Source organism: Delftia sp. WSY_16, assembly GCF_043104415.1.
Taxonomy (GTDB): Bacteria; Pseudomonadota; Gammaproteobacteria; order Burkholderiales; family Burkholderiaceae_C; genus Comamonas; species Comamonas tsuruhatensis.
Genome location: NZ_JBICKS010000019.1, coordinates 632,770 through 648,471, shown reverse-complemented (window position 1 = coordinate 648,471; position 15,702 = coordinate 632,770). Strand labels below are relative to the sequence as shown.

Below are 15,702 nucleotides of genomic sequence, written 5' to 3'. Positions count from 1 at the left end.
GAGTGATGATCAATCGACGTGCCTGGAGCGCTGCCGCTGCAGCCATGCTGGCCATGGGAACCCTTGGCGCGGCACTGCCGGCCCGCGCAGCCGGCGAGACCCCCGATGCGCTGATCAAGCGTGTCTCCACCGACGTGCTGGAAACCATCAAGAAGGACCCCTCGCTGCGCGAGGGCGATGTCTCCAAGGTCAATGCGCTGGTCAATGACAAGGTCATGCCGTATGTGAATTTCCGCCGCATGACCTCCGCCTCGGTGGGGCCGGCCTGGCGCCAGGCAACGCCTGCGCAGCGCGAGAAGCTGGAGACCGAGTTCAAGGCCCTGCTGATCCGCACCTATTCGGGCGCGCTGACGCAGGTCAGCAACCAGACCATCAACGTCAAGCCCCTGCGCGCGGCAGCCGGCGACACCGATGTGCTGGTGCGCACCGAGGTGCTGGGCCGCGGCGAGCCCGTGCAGCTGGACTACCGGCTCGAGAAGTCCGGCGACGGCTGGAAGATCTACAACCTGAACGTGCTGGGCGTGTGGCTGGTGGAAACCTACCGCAACCAGTTCAGCCAGGAAATCAATGCCCGCGGCATCGACGGCCTGATCGAGACCCTGGCCACGCGCAGCAAGATGCCGGCCACGCCGCCCTCCAAGGGCTGACAGCCGCGGACGCACGCGCCATGCTGCAGCTCCCCCGTGAACTGACCTACCGCCAGGCGCGCAGCTGTCTCGTGCAGCTGCGGCCCCAGGTGCAGGCCTTCGATGGCGCCCAGGTGCGTGTCGATGCCAGCGGTGTCGAGGTCTTCGACTCGTCCGCACTGGCCGTGCTGCTGGCCTGCCGCCGCACCGCGAAGGCGGCAGACAAGCAATTGGTGGTCGTGGGCCTGCCGCAGGGCCTGCAGTCCATGGCAGCGCTGTATGGCGTCGACGGGCTGCTGGCCGACACGGCCGCATCCTCCCCCTCCTGAGCCGGCGCAGCGCGCCGCTGCAAAGAGCCCTGCAAGGCAGGTTTGGCTGCAAGGGCCTAGAATCGCGCCTCGCATGTCTGCCGTCTCATTCCAATCCATCTCCAAGACCTACCAGACCCCCAAGGGGGCCTTCCAGGCGCTCAACCACGTGAGTCTGGACATCGAGGAGGGCGAGTTCTTCGGCCTGCTCGGTCCCAATGGCGCTGGCAAGACCACGATGATCAGCATCCTGGCCGGCCTGTCGCGCGCCACCAGCGGCCGCGTGCTGGTCCAGGGCAGCGACGTGCATGCCGACTACTCGGCTGCCCGGCGCAAGCTGGGCATCGTGCCGCAGGAGCTGGTCTTCGATCCCTTCTTCAATGTGCGCGAGGCGCTGCGCTTTCAGTCCGGCTATTTCGGCGTCAGGAACAATGACGACTGGATCGACGAGCTGCTGCACAGCCTGGGGCTGACCGACAAGGCCAACTCCAACATGCGCCAGCTGTCCGGCGGCATGAAGCGCCGCGTGCTGGTGGCCCAGGCGCTGGTGCACAAGCCGCCCATCATCGTGCTCGACGAGCCCACGGCCGGCGTGGACGTGGAGCTGCGCCAGACGCTGTGGCACTTCATCGCACGCCTGAACCGCGAAGGCCATACCGTGCTGCTCACCACCCACTACCTGGAAGAGGCCGAGGCGCTGTGCAGCCGCGTGGCCATGCTCAAGCAGGGCAACATCGTCAAGCTCTCGACCATGTCGGATCTGCTCAAGTCCGCCTCCTCCAACGTGCTGCAGTTCAAGACCGATACCGCCTTGCCGCCGGCCCTGGCCGCGCGTGCGCGGGTGACCGGCCGCATCGTGCAGATACCCGCCAACGACGCCAGCGATGTGGAGCGCCTGCTCGCCGCGCTGCGCGAGGGCTCCGTCGTGCCCGAGGACGTGGAAATCCGCCGCGCCGATCTGGAGGACGTCTTCATCCATGTGATGAATGAGCAGGGACAGACTTCGCAGGGAGCTTCGGCATGAACGGCTGGCAGACCCTGCTCAAGAAGGAAGTGCTGCGCTTTTGGAAGGTCAGCTTCCAGACCGTGGCCGCACCCGTGCTCACGGCCGTGCTCTATCTGCTGATCTTCGGCCATGTGCTCGAAGGCCGGGTGCTTGTGTACGACCGCATCAGCTACACGGCCTTCCTGATCCCTGGCCTGGTGATGATGAGCGTGCTGCAGAACGCCTTCGCCAACAGCTCCTCCAGCCTGGTGCAGAGCAAGATCATGGGCTCCATGGTCTTCGTGCTGCTCACGCCGCTGTCGCACTGGGCCTGGTTCGGGGCCTATGTGGGAGCGTCGGTGCTGCGCGGGCTGCTGGTGGGCGCGGGCGTGTTCGTCGTCACGCTGTACTTCGCCATTCCCGAGTTCACGGCACCGCTGTGGATTCTGGTCTTCGGCCTGCTGGGCGCGGCGCTGCTGGGCACGCTGGGTGTGATCGCCGGCCTGTGGGCCGACAAGTTCGACCAGATGGCGGCCTTTCAGAACTTCCTGATCATGCCCATGACGTTCCTGTCGGGCGTGTTCTATTCGATCCAGTCCCTGCCGCCTTTTTGGCAAAAAGTCAGCCATCTGAACCCGTTTTTCTACATGATCGACGGTTTCCGCTACGGCTTCTTCGGCCAGAGCGACGTATCGCCCTGGGTCAGCCTGGCCATCGTCGGCTCGGCCTGGCTGGCAGTGAGTGCCCTGGCCGTGCATCTGCTGCGCATCGGCTACAAGATCCGCGGCTGAGGTTTTTTCTCAGGCTGCGGCGGGCGCTGTGCCGGCATTTTCGAACCCACCCATGAACAGGCGGCCGGCGCCCGGCGCCGCCGCCAACCAAGGCCATGCCGCGATGCATGGCAGGAAAGCTTCCCCATGACTGCAGACCAACTCAAGGAACTGATCGCCACCGGCCTGCCTTGCGAACACATTGCGCTGGAAGGCGACGGACGGCACTGGTTTGCCACCATCGTCTCGGCCCAATTCGAGGGCCAGCGCCTGCTGCAGCGCCAGCGCCTGGTCTACGCCACGCTGGGCCAGCGCATGCATACCGACGAGGTCCATGCGCTGTCCATGAAGACCTACACGCCCGCCGAGTGGGCTGCCCAGGCCGGCCAGGCCTGAGCGCACAGCCCGGTCACGACGCCTCAGACTTTCTGCCGCAACTGGTCGATACGGCCCGTGCGGCATCTCCTTTTTCCCGATTTCCAGATTCAAGTCTGTCAGCCATGGACAAACTCCTGATTCGCGGTGGCCGAGCGCTGCATGGCGAGGTGACGGTCTCCGGCGCCAAGAATGCCGCCCTGCCCGAGCTGTGCGCCGCGCTGCTGTCGTCCGAGCCCGTCACCCTGCGCAATGTGCCGCGTCTGCAGGACGTGGCCACCATGCTCAAGCTCATCCGCAACATGGGTGTCGGCGCCGAGCACGATGACAGCGGCACCGTGCGCATCCACGCCGGCTCGCTGTCCAACCCCGAGGCACCCTACGAACTGGTCAAGACCATGCGCGCCTCGGTCCTGGCCCTGGGCCCGCTGCTGGCCCGATTCGGCCAGGCCCGCGTCTCGCTGCCCGGCGGCTGCGCCATCGGCTCGCGCCCCGTGGACCAGCACATCAAGGGCCTGCAGGCCATGGGTGCCGAGATCGTTGTCGAGAACGGCTACATGCACGCGTGCCTGCCCGGGCATCTCAAGCGCCTGCAGGGCGCCCGCATCACCACCGACATGGTGACGGTCACGGGCACCGAGAACTTCCTGATGGCCGCCGTGCTGGCCGAAGGCGAGACGGTGCTGGAAAACGCCGCCATGGAGCCCGAGATCGGCGACCTGGCCGAAATGCTCATCAAGATGGGCGCAAGGATCGAAGGGCACGGCACCAGCCGCATCGTCATCCAGGGTGTGGAGCGGCTGAGCGGCTGCGAGCACCAGGTGGTGGCCGACCGCATCGAGGCCGGCACCTTCCTGTGCGCCGTGGCGGCCACGGGCGGCGAGGCGCTGCTGCGCAATGGCCGTGCCGACCACCTGGGCGCGGTCATCGACAAGCTCAAGGACGCTGGGGCCGAAGTGTCCGCCGAGGAGGGCGGCATCCGCGTGCGCGCTGCCGGCAAGCTCAAGGCCCAGAGTTTCCGCACCACCGAGTACCCGGGCTTTCCCACCGACATGCAGGCGCAGTTCATGGCGCTGAACCTGGTGGCCGAAGGCTGCAGCATGGTCACCGAGACCATCTTCGAGAACCGCTTCATGCACGTCGACGAGATGCTGCGCCTGGGCGCGCAGATCACCACCGACGGACGCGTGGCCACCATCACCGGCAGCCAGTCGCTGTCGGGCGCGGCCGTCATGGCCACCGACCTGCGCGCTTCGGCCAGCCTGGTCATCGCCGGCCTCGTGGCCAAGGGCGAGACCCTGGTCGATCGCATCTATCATCTGGACCGCGGCTACGATCGCATGGAAGACAAGCTGCGCGGCCTGGGTGCCGACATCGAAAGAGTTTCCCAATGACCATCACGATTGCCCTGTCCAAGGGCCGCATCTACGACGAAACCGTGCCGCTGCTGGCCGCTGCCGGCATCTCGGTCACCGAAGACATTGAAAAGTCGCGCAAGCTGATCTTCGAGACCAACCAGAGCCACGTGCGCGTGGTGCTGGTGCGCGCCTCCGACGTGCCGGTCTACGTGCAGTACGGCGGCGCCGACCTCGGCGTGGCCGGCCTGGACTCCCTGATCGAGCATGGTGCCCAGGGCCTGTACCAGCCCCTGGACCTGAAGATCGCGCGCTGCCGCGTCAGCGTCGCCGTGCGCAACGGCTTCGACTACGCGCTGGCCGTCAAGCAGGGCGCCCGTCTGCGCATCGCCACCAAGTATCCCGAGATCGCGCGCAACTTCTTCGCCACCAAGGGCGTGCACGTGGACATGGTCAAGCTCTACGGCTCCATGGAACTGGCCCCGCTGACCGGCATGGCCGACGCCATCGTCGACCTGGTGTCCACCGGCAACACGCTCAGGGCCAATGACCTGGTCGAGGTCGAGCCCATCATGGAGATCAGCTCGCGCCTGGTGGTCAACCAGGCCTCGCTCAAGCTCAAGCAGGCCCCTCTGCGCAAGATCATCGATGCCTTCGCATCGGCCATTCCCCAAGACTGAAGCCCTCTGCACCATGGAATACCAAGCCGCTCCCGCCCGCCTGTCCACGCTTGACGCCAACTTCGAACACGATTTTGCGCAGCGCCTGCATTGGTCGGCGGACACGGACGCGGCCATCGAGCAGCGCGTGGCCGACATCCTGGCCGATGTGCAAAAGCGCGGCGATGCGGCCGTGCTGGAGTACACGGCGCGCTTCGACGGATTGCAGGTGGACGGCATGGCAGCGCTGGAGCTGACGCAGGCCGAGCTCAAGGCCGCCTTCGACAGCCTGGGCGATGAGCAGCGCGATGCGCTGACGGCCGCCGCCCAGCGCGTGCGCACCTACCACGAGGCACAAAAGCGCGCCAGCGGCGAGAGCTGGAGCTACCGCGACGCCGATGGCACCCTGCTGGGCCAGAAGGTCACGCCGCTGGACCGCGTGGGCATCTATGTGCCCGGCGGCAAGGCGGCCTATCCGTCCAGCGTGCTGATGAATGCCATTCCCGCCCACGTGGCTGGCGTGCAGGAAATCATCATGGTCGTGCCCACGCCGCGCGGCGAGAAGAATGCCCTGGTGCTGGCTGCCGCCTATGTGGCGGGCGTCACGCGCGGCTTCACCATCGGCGGTGCCCAGGCCGTGGCGGCCCTGGCCTACGGCACGGCCACCATCCCCAAGGTGGACAAGATCACCGGCCCCGGCAATGCCTATGTGGCCAGCGCCAAGAAGCGGGTGTTCGGCACCGTGGGCATCGACATGATTGCCGGCCCCAGTGAAATCCTGGTGCTGGCCGACGGCAGCACGCCGCCCGACTGGGTGGCCATGGACCTGTTCAGCCAGGCCGAGCATGACGAGCTGGCGCAGAGCATCCTGCTGTGCCCGGATGCCGACTACATCGCCGCCGTCCAGCGCGAGATCGACCGCCTGCTGCCCGAGATGCCGCGGCGCGCCATCATCGCCAAGAGCCTGAGCGACCGGGGTGCCCTCATCCTCACGCGCGACATGCAGGAGGCCTGCGCCATCAGCAACCGCATCGCGCCAGAGCACCTGGAAGTCTCCAGCAACGATCCCCACCAGTGGGAGCCGCTGCTGCGCCATGCAGGCGCCATCTTCCTGGGGGCCTACACCAGCGAAAGCCTGGGCGACTACTGTGCCGGCCCCAACCATGTGCTGCCCACCAGCGGCACGGCGCGCTTTTCCTCGCCGCTGGGGGTCTATGACTTCCAGAAACGATCCAGCCTCATCGAGGTCAGCGAGCAGGGCGCCCAGACCCTGGGCCGCATCGCCTCGGTGCTGGCGCATGGCGAAGGCCTGCAAGGCCATGCGCGCGCGGCCGAAATGCGCCTGAAGTAGACACTCGCTTCCTATTGGACGAAGGCGCCGTCACCGAAAGGGGCGGCGCTTTTTGCTGCCTGAACGCTAGAGCAAGTATGTCAAGAATCGACACGAAATCAGTGGAGCACGAATTTCGTGTAGACTTGCACCCTGTGAAGAACCTCACCATCACCGTCGAAGACAGCGTGCTCGAATGGGCGCGCATCGAGGCCGCGCGCCGCGGCACCAGCGTCTCGCGCATGGTGGGCGACTTCATGGCCGAGATGCAGCGCCGCGAGGACGCCTACGAGCGCGCCTACCTGGCCTGGCGCACCGACGAGCGCGGCTGGGACGGCGGCCAGCCGTCATCCACGCAGCCCGCCCAGCGCAGTGCCGCGCTGCGCCGCGAGGGCCAGGCATGAACACCGTCTTCGTCGATACCTCCGTGCTGGTCGCTGCCGAAGACACGGGGCAGGGCGCCTTGCATGCCGCCGTGCTGCAGTGGCTGGACCTGCTGTGGCGCACGCGCAGCGGGCGCACCGGCAGCCAGTCGCTGTGCGAGTTCTATGAACAGGTCACCACGGCCGCCCAGCCTTTGCCGCAGGGCGATGCGCGCGCCGCCATCCGCCGCTACCAGACCTGGACGCCCTGGAAGACCGATGCCGCCACGCTGGAGACCGCCTGGGCCGTGCAATCGCGCCACCAGCTGGCCTTTGGCGACTGTCTGGCCGTGGCCTGTGCCCAGCACAGCGGCTGCGAGCAGATGCTGACCCTGCACCTGCCGCACGGCGCCCAGTTTGGCGGCGTCGCCATGGTGCACCCGCTGCACCAGGCGCCGCCGCAGCAGCAGGCCTGAGCGGCTTCGCTGATGGATTTCTTCCCCCACTGACTCGTGAAAGTGTGCATGCCATGACAGCTTCCATTCCGCAGGTTCAGGCCCTGGCCCTGGAGCGCATCCGCGCCGATGTCCGCTCCATGCATGCCTACCATGTGCAGCCCTCGCAAGGCCTGCTCAAGATGGACACGATGGAGAACCCCTTCCGACTGCCACCCGAGCTGCAGGCCGCGCTGGGCGAGCGCCTGGGCCGGCTGGAGATCAACCGCTACCCTGGCGAGCGCCAGGAAGTGCTCAAGGACATGCTGGCCCGCTACGCGCAGGCGCCGGCCGGCAGCGCCGTCCTGCTGGGCAATGGCTCGGACGAGATCATCACGCTGCTGGCCCTGGCCTGTGCCCAGCCCCACGCCGAGGGCCGCGCCACCATGCTGGCGCCCATGCCGGGCTTCGTCATGTATCCCATGAGCGCCAGGCTGCAGGGCCTGGACTTTGTGGGGGTCGACCTGACGGCCGACTTCGAGCTGGACGTGCCCGCCATGCGCGCCGCCATTGCCGAGCACCGCCCCGCCATCACCTATATCGCCTATCCCAACAATCCCACGGCCACGCTCTGGGCCGAGGCCGATGTGCAGGCCGTGATCGACGCGGTCGGCGCCATCGGCGGCCTGGTCGTCATGGACGAGGCCTACCAGCCCTTCGCCCGCCGCAGCTGGGCAGAGAACATGCGCGCCGACCCGGCCCGCAACGCCCATGTGCTGCTGATGCGCACGCTCAGCAAGTTCGGCCTGGCCGGTGCGCGCCTGGGCTACCTGATCGGCCCGGCCGCCATCGTCGGCGAGATCGACAAGGTGCGCCCGCCCTACAACATCAGCGTGCTCAACTGCGAGACGGCCATCTTCGCGCTGGAGCACGAGGCGCTGTATGCGCAGCAGGCCGTGGCCATCCGCGCCGAGCGCCAGCCGCTGATCGACGCGCTGACCGCGCTGCCGGGTGTGGAAAAGATCTGGCCATCCGAGGCCAACATGGTCTTGCTGCGCGTGCGCGATGCCGCGCGTGCCCAGGCCGAGATGAAGGCCCGGGGCGTGCTGGTGAAGAACGTCAGTGCCATGCACCCGCTGCTGGCCAATTGCCTGCGCCTGACCGTGGGCACCCACGAAGAAAACGCCCAGATGCTGGCGGCCCTGAAGGAATCCCTATGAGCAATGCAGTCCCCGCACGCACCGCCGAAGTGCAGCGCAACACCGCCGAGACCCGGATCAAGGTCGCCATCAACCTGGACGGCACGGGCAAGGCCAGCCTGCACTCGGGCATCGGCTTTCTGGATCACATGCTCGACCAGATCGCGCGCCACGGCCTGATCGACCTGGACATCGAGTGCGAGGGCGACCTGCACATCGACGGCCACCACACGGTGGAGGACATCGGCATCACCCTGGGCCAGGCCTTCGCCAAGGCCGTGGGCGACAAGAAGGGCATCCGCCGCTACGGCCACGCCTATGTGCCGCTGGACGAGGCCCTGAGCCGCGTGGTCATCGATTTCTCGGGCCGTCCCGGGCTGCACATGGACGTGAAATTCACGGCCGGCAGCATCGGCCAGCTCGACACCCAGCTGGTCTACGAATTCTTCCAGGGCTTCGTCAACCATGCGGGCGTGACCCTGCACATCGACAACCTCAAGGGCTTCAATGCCCACCACCAGTGCGAGACCATCTTCAAGGCCTTCGCACGCGCCCTGCGCTTTGCGCTGGAGCATGACGAGCGCATGGCCGGCGTCATCCCCTCGACCAAGGGCGCTCTGTAAAGAGAAGCGATTGGCATCGGCCAGAACTTGATCTGACCGGGCAATCCCGCCGAAAATCCGACAGAACACGCGCCACACGCTATGAGTTTGACTGACAACACCGTCGCCGTCGTCGATTACGGCATGGGCAATCTGCGCTCGGTTTCACAGGCCGTGCGCACGGCCGCCGCCGATTCCGGCTGGCAGGTCGTTGTGACCTCCGATCCCGAGGTGGTCCTGGCCGCCGACCGCGTCGTGCTGCCGGGCCAGGGCGCCATGCCCGACTGCATGCGCGAGCTGCGCGAATCCGGCCTGCAGGAAGCCGTGCTGCATGCCGCTGCCAACAAGCCCCTGTTCGGCGTCTGCGTGGGCATGCAGATGCTGCTGGACCACAGCGACGAGGGTGACGTGCCCGGCCTGGGCCTCATCCCCGGCAACGTGCGCAAGTTCGATCTGGCGGGCCGCACCCAGGCCGATGGCAGCCGCTTCAAGGTTCCGCAGATGGGCTGGAACCGCGTGCACCAGACGCACAACGCCGGCCATGCCCACCCGCTGTGGCGTGGAATTCCCGAAGACAGCTTCTACTACTTCGTGCACAGTTTCTATGCCGTGGTGCAGCAGCCGCAGCATTGCGCTGCGCAGGCTGACTACGGCAGGCGCTTTGCCTGCGCCATCGCGCGCGATAATATTTTCGCCACGCAGTTTCACCCCGAAAAAAGCGCTGACCAGGGCCTGGCCCTGTTCCGCAACTTTCTGGGCTGGAAGCCCTGAATCCCCTTTTCTTCCCCGCACCGGCCGCTGAATCCCAGGCCTTCATTGCTCGCAAACCATCATGCTGCTCATTCCTGCCATCGACCTCAAGGACGGCCACTGCGTACGCCTCATCCAGGGTGATATGGACCAGTCGACCACGTTCGGCGAAGACCCGGCCATCATCGCCCGCCGCTGGCTCGACGCCGGCGCGCGCCGCCTGCACCTGGTGGACCTCAATGGCGCGTTTGCGGGCCAGCCCAAGAACCTTGCGGCCATCAAGGCCATCCTCAAAGAGGTGGACGGCCGGATTCCGGTGCAGCTCGGCGGAGGCATCCGTGACCTGGACACCATCGAGAAATACATAGATGCCGGCATCAGCTACGTGATCATCGGCACCGCTGCCGTGAAGAACCCCGGCTTTCTGCAGGACGCCTGCAGCGCCTTCGGCGGCCATGTGATCGTCGGACTCGACGCCAAGGACGGCAAGGTCGCCATCGACGGCTGGAGCAAGCTCACGGGCCAGGACGTGCACTCGGTGGCCAAGCGCTTCGAGGACTGGGGCGTGGAGTCCATCATCTACACCGACATCGGCCGCGACGGCATGCTCACGGGCATCAACATCGATGCCACCGTCAATCTTGCCCAATCGCTGAAGATCCCCGTCATCGCCTCGGGTGGCCTGGCGGGCATGGCCGACATCGAGGCGCTGTGCAAGGTCGAGGACGAAGGCATCGAGGGCGTGATCTGCGGTCGCGCCATCTACTCGGGCGATCTCGACTTCGCCGCAGCGCAGGCTCGCGCCGACGAACTCACGGCCTGAGCGGCCTGCGCCTTCTCGATATTCGCGGGCGCCTGTCCCTGACAGGCGCCCGCGCTGCATTCAGCGCCGGGGTTTCAAGCGGCCTCTACGAGCAGGCGGGAAGGGCTTGCCCGGCATTGGTGGCGCGCACGGTCTGCACAAAGGCATCCCAGTAATTCGGCAGCCCGGCCCAGGGGTTGCCCACGCCGGTGCTGGGCTCGAACTCCAGCTGGGTCACATAGATCCATCCCGCCTGGTAGCGTGCCGAGGCGGCCGACTGCACGGCCGTCTGCATGGCCGCGCAGCCCGACACGTTGTGCACCAGCGAGGCCTGGTGGCTATTGGCCAGCCCGTACAGCCAATCGAAACTGGTCGTGCGCGGATCGTAGGTGGCGTACGTGGAGCCCTTGCCCTCGAACGTGGTCAGCACATCGGCCACATCGGCATAACCGGCCACGGGCACGAGGCCCGGATTGCCGATCACGATCAGGTCGGGATTCTTGGCCTTGATGTACTGGTAGATGCTGCGGTAGAAGTCCAGCCGGTTGGCGGTGGCCGCCATCTCGTCAATGAAGAAGCCCTTGACCAGGCCTGCGCCGTAGTGCGTGAAATAGTTGTCGATATTGGTCTGGATGCTGGCCAGCGATCTCGTGCCCGTGCCATAGCTGGAGCTCACATAGCCCACCAACTGCCCGCCCGCGTTGGCAAAAGCGGTTGCGGCGCGCGTGATGTTCGCATCCGGGCCACTGAAAATGCCGTTGGCCGGGTTCAGGATGGCCGTCATCTGCACGGTCGGATTCGCCTGTGCGCTGGCCGTCAGCGCATTCCAGGCCGTGGCCCCCGCGCCCGTGGGATAGAAATACGCAGGCACCAGCACCCGCAGCGGCGCAGGAGCCGGGCGCAGATAGAAGGTCTGCGAAGCGCTGCCCGTGCGGCTTCCCACGGTGGCGCTGGCCTGCACCTGCTGGCGGCCCGGCATGGCGCCGGTCAGGGAGGCAGTTGCCACGCCGGAGCTGGTCAGCGCCGAGGTGCTGACGCCTGTGGCTGCGCTGAAGCTCACCACGGTTCCATCGGCGGCATTCACGCCATCTGCGAGAACACCTGCGCGCAGGGTCAGTGCCGAGCCTGCAGTCACCACATCCCTGGCGGCAGGGGCCGTCCATTGCACGGTGACCGAGGTCACTCCGGGCTGGCCGGTGCCGCCGCCATCGCCCCCGGTGCCGCCGCCAGCGCTGCTGTCACCACCACCGCCTCCGCCGCAGGAAGCCAAGGAGGCGGCCAGGGCGAGCATGCCGAGTCGCAGGACAAGAGGAGAGGGAGCGTGGGAGCGTTGCATGACAGAGGAAGGCTGGGCGGGGGAAAGGCTATATTCAAGCATGAAAGTTACATCTTCCTTTCCCGCAGTAACAGCTTTACCTGCGGCCGCGCAAGCTCCCGGCGCCTGCGCTGATGCATGGCAGGGCCTGCCCGCCATCCGCCTGCGCCTGGCCTGCGGCGATGCTGCCCTGGTGGCCTTGCAGGGGGCGCAACTGCTGTCCTGGCAGGCAGGTGGCGAGGAGCAACTGTTCCTGAGCCCTCATGCCGCCCATGACGGCCACACACCCATACGCGGCGGCATTCCGGTCTGCTTTCCCCAGTTCAACCAACGCGGCCCGCTGGTCAAGCACGGCTTTGCGCGCACCCTGCCGTGGCAGGCTGATGCAGCACAGGCCGAGGTTCTTGCCGGCGATGGCTTGTTCCTGCGGCTCAGGCTCGCCGACACGCCGCAGACGCGCGCCGTCTGGCCGCATTCCTTCGAGACCTGGCTGGAGGTGACGCTGTTGCCCGGCCGGCTTGACGTGGAGCTGGTAGTGCACAACCGGGGCGACACGCCTTTGGCTTTCACTGCCGCCTTGCACAGCTACCTGCGCGTGGCGGACGTGGAGCAATGCCGGCTGCAAGGCCTTGACGGCCTGCCTTACTGGGATGCCGTGGCCGACACCCATCCCACGCAGCACGGTGACGTGCGCTTTGGCGAAGAGCTCGATCGCGTCTACCCCCGGCCCGGGAACGCCATGGAGCTGGCCGCACTTGGCGGCGGCTTGCGGATCTCGCAGGATGCCGCCTGGAGCGAGACTGTGGTCTGGAACCCCGGCCCCGCGCTGTGTGAACGTCTGCCCGACATGCCGCCGCAGGGGTGGCGGCAGATGCTGTGCGTGGAGGCCGCCGCCATCGATGCGCCCGTGCATGTGGCGCCCGGCGCGCAATGGCGCGCGGCCCAGCGCCTGCACAAGCTGTAGCTCAGCACCGGCCCTGCAATGAAAAAGCGCCTGTGAACAGGCGCTTTTTTCGTTGGGGCGGGGGGCCGGGTCAGCGGCGCTGCATGCGCTGTGCCGACTGCGAAGGGCGCAGGCCCGGGGTGATCTGCAGCTCCACGGGGCCTTCGCCCCGGCGCACATCGAATTTCGCGGCCTCGCCGGGCTTGAGCGCGGCCACGGCGGTCAGCAGCTCGGACACATTGCGGATGGGCTTGTCGCCCACCTGCACGATCACATCGCCCGGGCGCATGCCGGCCTGGGCAGCGGGGCCTGCCTGCAGCACGCCGGTGATGATCACGCCGGAGTCGGCCTTCACGCCAAAGGTCTCTGCCAGCTCCGGCGACAGCTCATTGGGCTCCACGCCGATCCAGCCGCGCACCACGCGGCCGTCCTTGACGATGCCGTCCAGCACCAGCTTGGCCGTGGACACGGGAATCGCAAAGCCGATGCCCATGCTGCCGCCCGAGCGCGAATAGATGGCGGTATTGATGCCCAGCAGATTGCCGCTGGCATCCACCAGCGCGCCGCCCGAATTGCCGGGGTTGATGGCCGCATCGGTCTGGATGAAGTTCTCGAAGGTATTGATGCCCAGCTGGCTGCGGCCCAGGGCACTGACGATGCCGCTGGTCACCGTCTGGCCCACGCCGAAGGGGTTGCCGATGGCCAGCACGCGGTCGCCCACGTCGATCTGGTCGGAATTGCCCAGAACGATGACGGGCAGCTTGTCCAGGGCGATCTTGAGCACGGCCAGGTCGGTCTCGGGATCGGTACCGATCACCTGGGCCTTGGCCTGGCGGCTGTCGGTCAGCGTGACCTCGATGTCATCGGCGCCCTCGACCACATGGTTGTTGGTCAGGATGTAGCCGTCCGGGCTGATGATCACGCCGCTGCCCAGGCCTGCCTGCTCCTGCGTGCCCTGGTCGCCGAAGAAGAACTGGAACCACGGATCGTTGCTGCGCGGATGCCGTACCGCCTTGCTGGTGTTGATGCTCACCACGGCCGGCGCTGCCTTCTTGGCCGCAGGTGCAAAGCTGCCCGGGCTGACTTCTCCGACGGGCGTGGCCGGCGCCTCCAGCAACGCAATGCCCGCGTTGCTGCGCACGGCGCCGCGGCGCAGCCAGTCCGGCTGCAGGGTGGCAACGACGAAGTAGGCAGCCACCAGGATGGTGACAGCCTGCGAAAACAGCAGCCAGGTGCGTTTCATGAAGTGTGGTGTTCTGTGCGGGAGTACAAGGCCCCATTGTGAGGCATGTCGTGAGCGGGGCGGTGGGCCGGCGGGCGAGCACCAAAGCCGCGCTCCCCACACAGCTACAGTACAAACCCTAGAATCCCCCGACGACTGCGCCACGCCGCGTTCGCTGTTGCGCCGGCTCACAAGCCGGCCCCAAGAGAGAGCCAAGTCCTCCGATCCCGAAGTCTTGCAGAACGATCTGCCGCCGCACGCCCATCCGTTGCCGTGGCATCCACCGCGCCGTCCTGCTGTTCGATCCCTGGAAAAAAACCATGACTACGCTTGACCAAGCGCAGCCGGGCATGGCCCCTGCTGTTGCGACCGCACGTCCTCTCAACCGACAGGACTACAAGACCCTGGGCCTGTCGGCCCTGGGGGGCACCCTGGAGTTCTACGACTTCGTCGTTTTCGTTTTCTTCGCCAATGTCATCGGCAAGCTGTTCTTCCCGGCCGAGATGCCGGACTGGCTGCGCCAGCTGCAGACGCTGGGCATTTTTGCGGCGGGCTACCTGGCCCGGCCCATCGGCGGCATTCTGATTGCGCACTTTGGCGACATCCTGGGCCGCAAGAAGATGTTCACGCTGTCCATCTTCCTGATGGCCGTGCCCACGCTGGTGATCGGCCTGCTGCCCACCTATGCCTCCATCGGCATTGCCGCGCCGATTTTGCTGCTGGCCATGCGCGTGCTGCAGGGCGCGGCTATTGGCGGCGAGATGCCGGGCGCCTGGGTCTTCGTGGCCGAGCATGCGCCGGCGCGCCACTACGGCTTTGCCATCGGCTCGCTGACTTCGGGCATCACGGGCGGCATTTTCCTGGGCTCCATCATCGGTGTCTGGCTCAACAGCACCTACAGCGCCGAGGAGATCCACGACTGGGCCTGGCGCATGCCCTTCATCCTGGGCGGCGTGTTCGGCCTGGTGTCGGTCTACCTGCGCAAGTTCCTGCACGAGACACCCATCTTCCAGGAGCTGATGGCGCGCAAGCAGGCCGACCGCGAACTGCCGCTCAAGACCATCGTGCGCGACCACCGCCAGGCCTGCGTGCTGGTGGCGCTGATGACCTGGGTGCTGTCCACGGCCATCGTGGTGGTGGTGCTGTTCACTCCGGCCTATCTGCAAAAGGTCTTCCACATCGACGCGGCCCTGGCCATGAAGGCCAATGCCGTGGCCACGGTGACGCTGACGCTGGGCTGCGTGTTCTGGGGCTGGCTGTCCGACCGGATGGGCACGCGTGTGGCCATGGTCACGGGCTGGCTGGGCATGACGGTGACGGCCTATGCGTTCTATCTGAACCTGCCGGGCACGGCGTCCTCGCTGGTGTGGAGCTATGCGCTGGTGGGCTTTTTCGTGGGCAGCATTGCGCTGCTGCCGGTGGTGGGCGTGCGCGCTTTCCCGGCCGAGGTGCGTTTCACGGGCCTGTCCTTTGCATACAACATGGCCTATGCGGTGTTCGGCGGCATGACGCCCATGCTGGTGTCCGTGTGGCAGCAGGTTGATGTGATGGCGCCTGCGCACTATGTGGCGGCCATGGGCATCCTGGGCGCGGCCATCGGCTTCTGGCCCCTGGCCTGCCGTGGTTGGCAACCCAGGCGCGGCTGAGCTTGGCAGTGGAATGAGG

General features: G+C 66.7%; 18 protein-coding genes. 16 read left to right on the top strand and 2 right to left on the bottom strand.

Going from position 1 to position 15,702, the window contains the following annotated elements; genetic code table 11:
• The first annotated feature begins 5 nt into the window (after nt 1–5).
• The 14 genes from ACF8O7_RS12385 to hisA all read left to right on the top strand — a co-directional run bounded on the left by ACF8O7_RS12385 (nt 6) and on the right by hisA (nt 10,578).
• A complete protein-coding gene (locus tag ACF8O7_RS12385) occupies nt 6–647 on the top strand; it encodes a phospholipid-binding protein MlaC (protein ID WP_016445579.1) in 642 nt (213 codons plus the stop codon).
• Between the two features lie 20 nt (nt 648–667).
• On the top strand, nt 668–955 hold the full coding sequence (locus ACF8O7_RS12380; RefSeq protein WP_016445580.1) for a lipid asymmetry maintenance protein MlaB: 288 nt from the start codon (nt 668–670) through the stop codon (nt 953–955).
• A 73-nt stretch (nt 956–1,028) separates the two neighbouring features.
• The gene (locus ACF8O7_RS12375; protein ID WP_013800798.1) at nt 1,029–1,958 is read left to right on the top strand and encodes an ABC transporter ATP-binding protein; all 930 of its coding nucleotides are present in this window, start codon (nt 1,029–1,031) and stop codon (nt 1,956–1,958) included.
• Entirely contained in the window at nt 1,955–2,710 is a 756-nt protein-coding gene (locus ACF8O7_RS12370; RefSeq protein WP_016445581.1) for an ABC transporter permease, read from the top strand. Before ACF8O7_RS12375 ends, ACF8O7_RS12370 begins: the two co-directional genes overlap by 4 nt.
• A 126-nt stretch (nt 2,711–2,836) precedes the next feature.
• Nucleotides 2,837–3,085, top strand: a complete 249-nt coding sequence (locus ACF8O7_RS12365) for a BolA family protein (protein WP_012207326.1) — start codon at nt 2,837–2,839, stop codon at nt 3,083–3,085.
• A 104-nt stretch (nt 3,086–3,189) separates the two neighbouring features.
• A complete protein-coding gene (gene murA, locus ACF8O7_RS12360) occupies nt 3,190–4,458 on the top strand; it encodes a UDP-N-acetylglucosamine 1-carboxyvinyltransferase (RefSeq protein WP_016445582.1) in 1,269 nt (422 codons plus the stop codon).
• Nucleotides 4,455–5,099, top strand: coding sequence for an ATP phosphoribosyltransferase (hisG, locus tag ACF8O7_RS12355; RefSeq protein WP_017405470.1), 645 nt, complete (start codon nt 4,455–4,457; stop codon nt 5,097–5,099). The genes murA and hisG overlap by 4 nt, the downstream gene beginning before the upstream one ends.
• A gap of 13 nt (nt 5,100–5,112) precedes the next feature.
• Nucleotides 5,113–6,429, top strand: a complete 1,317-nt coding sequence (gene hisD / locus ACF8O7_RS12350; RefSeq protein WP_034364866.1) for a histidinol dehydrogenase — start codon at nt 5,113–5,115, stop codon at nt 6,427–6,429.
• A gap of 77 nt (nt 6,430–6,506) precedes the next feature.
• On the top strand, nt 6,507–6,812 hold the full coding sequence (locus ACF8O7_RS12345) for a hypothetical protein (RefSeq protein ID WP_174538854.1): 306 nt from the start codon (nt 6,507–6,509) through the stop codon (nt 6,810–6,812).
• Nucleotides 6,809–7,246, top strand: coding sequence for a PIN domain-containing protein (locus ACF8O7_RS12340; RefSeq protein ID WP_016445586.1), 438 nt, complete (start codon nt 6,809–6,811; stop codon nt 7,244–7,246). Before ACF8O7_RS12345 ends, ACF8O7_RS12340 begins: the two co-directional genes overlap by 4 nt.
• A gap of 53 nt (nt 7,247–7,299) precedes the next feature.
• Nucleotides 7,300–8,424 carry a histidinol-phosphate transaminase gene (gene hisC / locus ACF8O7_RS12335; RefSeq protein WP_017405474.1) on the top strand — a complete coding sequence of 375 codons (1,125 nt, stop codon included), beginning with the start codon at nt 7,300–7,302 and terminating at the stop codon, nt 8,422–8,424.
• The gene (hisB, locus tag ACF8O7_RS12330) at nt 8,421–9,026 is read left to right on the top strand and encodes an imidazoleglycerol-phosphate dehydratase HisB (RefSeq protein ID WP_016445588.1); all 606 of its coding nucleotides are present in this window, start codon (nt 8,421–8,423) and stop codon (nt 9,024–9,026) included. Before hisC ends, hisB begins: the two co-directional genes overlap by 4 nt.
• Before the next feature lie 81 nt (nt 9,027–9,107).
• A complete protein-coding gene (gene hisH, locus ACF8O7_RS12325) occupies nt 9,108–9,776 on the top strand; it encodes an imidazole glycerol phosphate synthase subunit HisH (RefSeq protein WP_126310909.1) in 669 nt (222 codons plus the stop codon).
• A 61-nt stretch (nt 9,777–9,837) separates the two neighbouring features.
• Nucleotides 9,838–10,578, top strand: coding sequence for a 1-(5-phosphoribosyl)-5-[(5-phosphoribosylamino)methylideneamino]imidazole-4-carboxamide isomerase (gene hisA / locus ACF8O7_RS12320; protein WP_016445590.1), 741 nt, complete (start codon nt 9,838–9,840; stop codon nt 10,576–10,578).
• An 85-nt stretch (nt 10,579–10,663) separates the two neighbouring features.
• On the opposite strand, the gene ACF8O7_RS12315 is transcribed toward hisA, so the two are convergent.
• Nucleotides 10,664–11,848, bottom strand: coding sequence for a spherulation-specific family 4 protein (locus ACF8O7_RS12315; RefSeq protein WP_034364765.1), 1,185 nt, complete (start codon nt 11,846–11,848; stop codon nt 10,664–10,666).
• An 85-nt stretch (nt 11,849–11,933) separates the two neighbouring features.
• Here ACF8O7_RS12315 and ACF8O7_RS12310 point away from each other — a divergent pair, with 85 nt between their 5' ends.
• A complete protein-coding gene (locus ACF8O7_RS12310; protein ID WP_227472463.1) occupies nt 11,934–12,836 on the top strand; it encodes a D-hexose-6-phosphate mutarotase in 903 nt (300 codons plus the stop codon).
• A 70-nt stretch (nt 12,837–12,906) separates the two neighbouring features.
• Here the strand turns inward: ACF8O7_RS12310 and ACF8O7_RS12305 are convergent, their stop codons facing one another.
• Entirely contained in the window at nt 12,907–14,058 is a 1,152-nt protein-coding gene (locus ACF8O7_RS12305; RefSeq protein ID WP_034364763.1) for a S1C family serine protease, read from the bottom strand.
• A 299-nt stretch (nt 14,059–14,357) separates the two neighbouring features.
• Between ACF8O7_RS12305 and ACF8O7_RS12300 the strand changes: the two genes are divergently transcribed.
• Nucleotides 14,358–15,683, top strand: a complete 1,326-nt coding sequence (locus ACF8O7_RS12300) for an MFS transporter (RefSeq protein WP_016445594.1) — start codon at nt 14,358–14,360, stop codon at nt 15,681–15,683.
• Nucleotides 15,684–15,702: the final 19 nt, after the last annotated feature.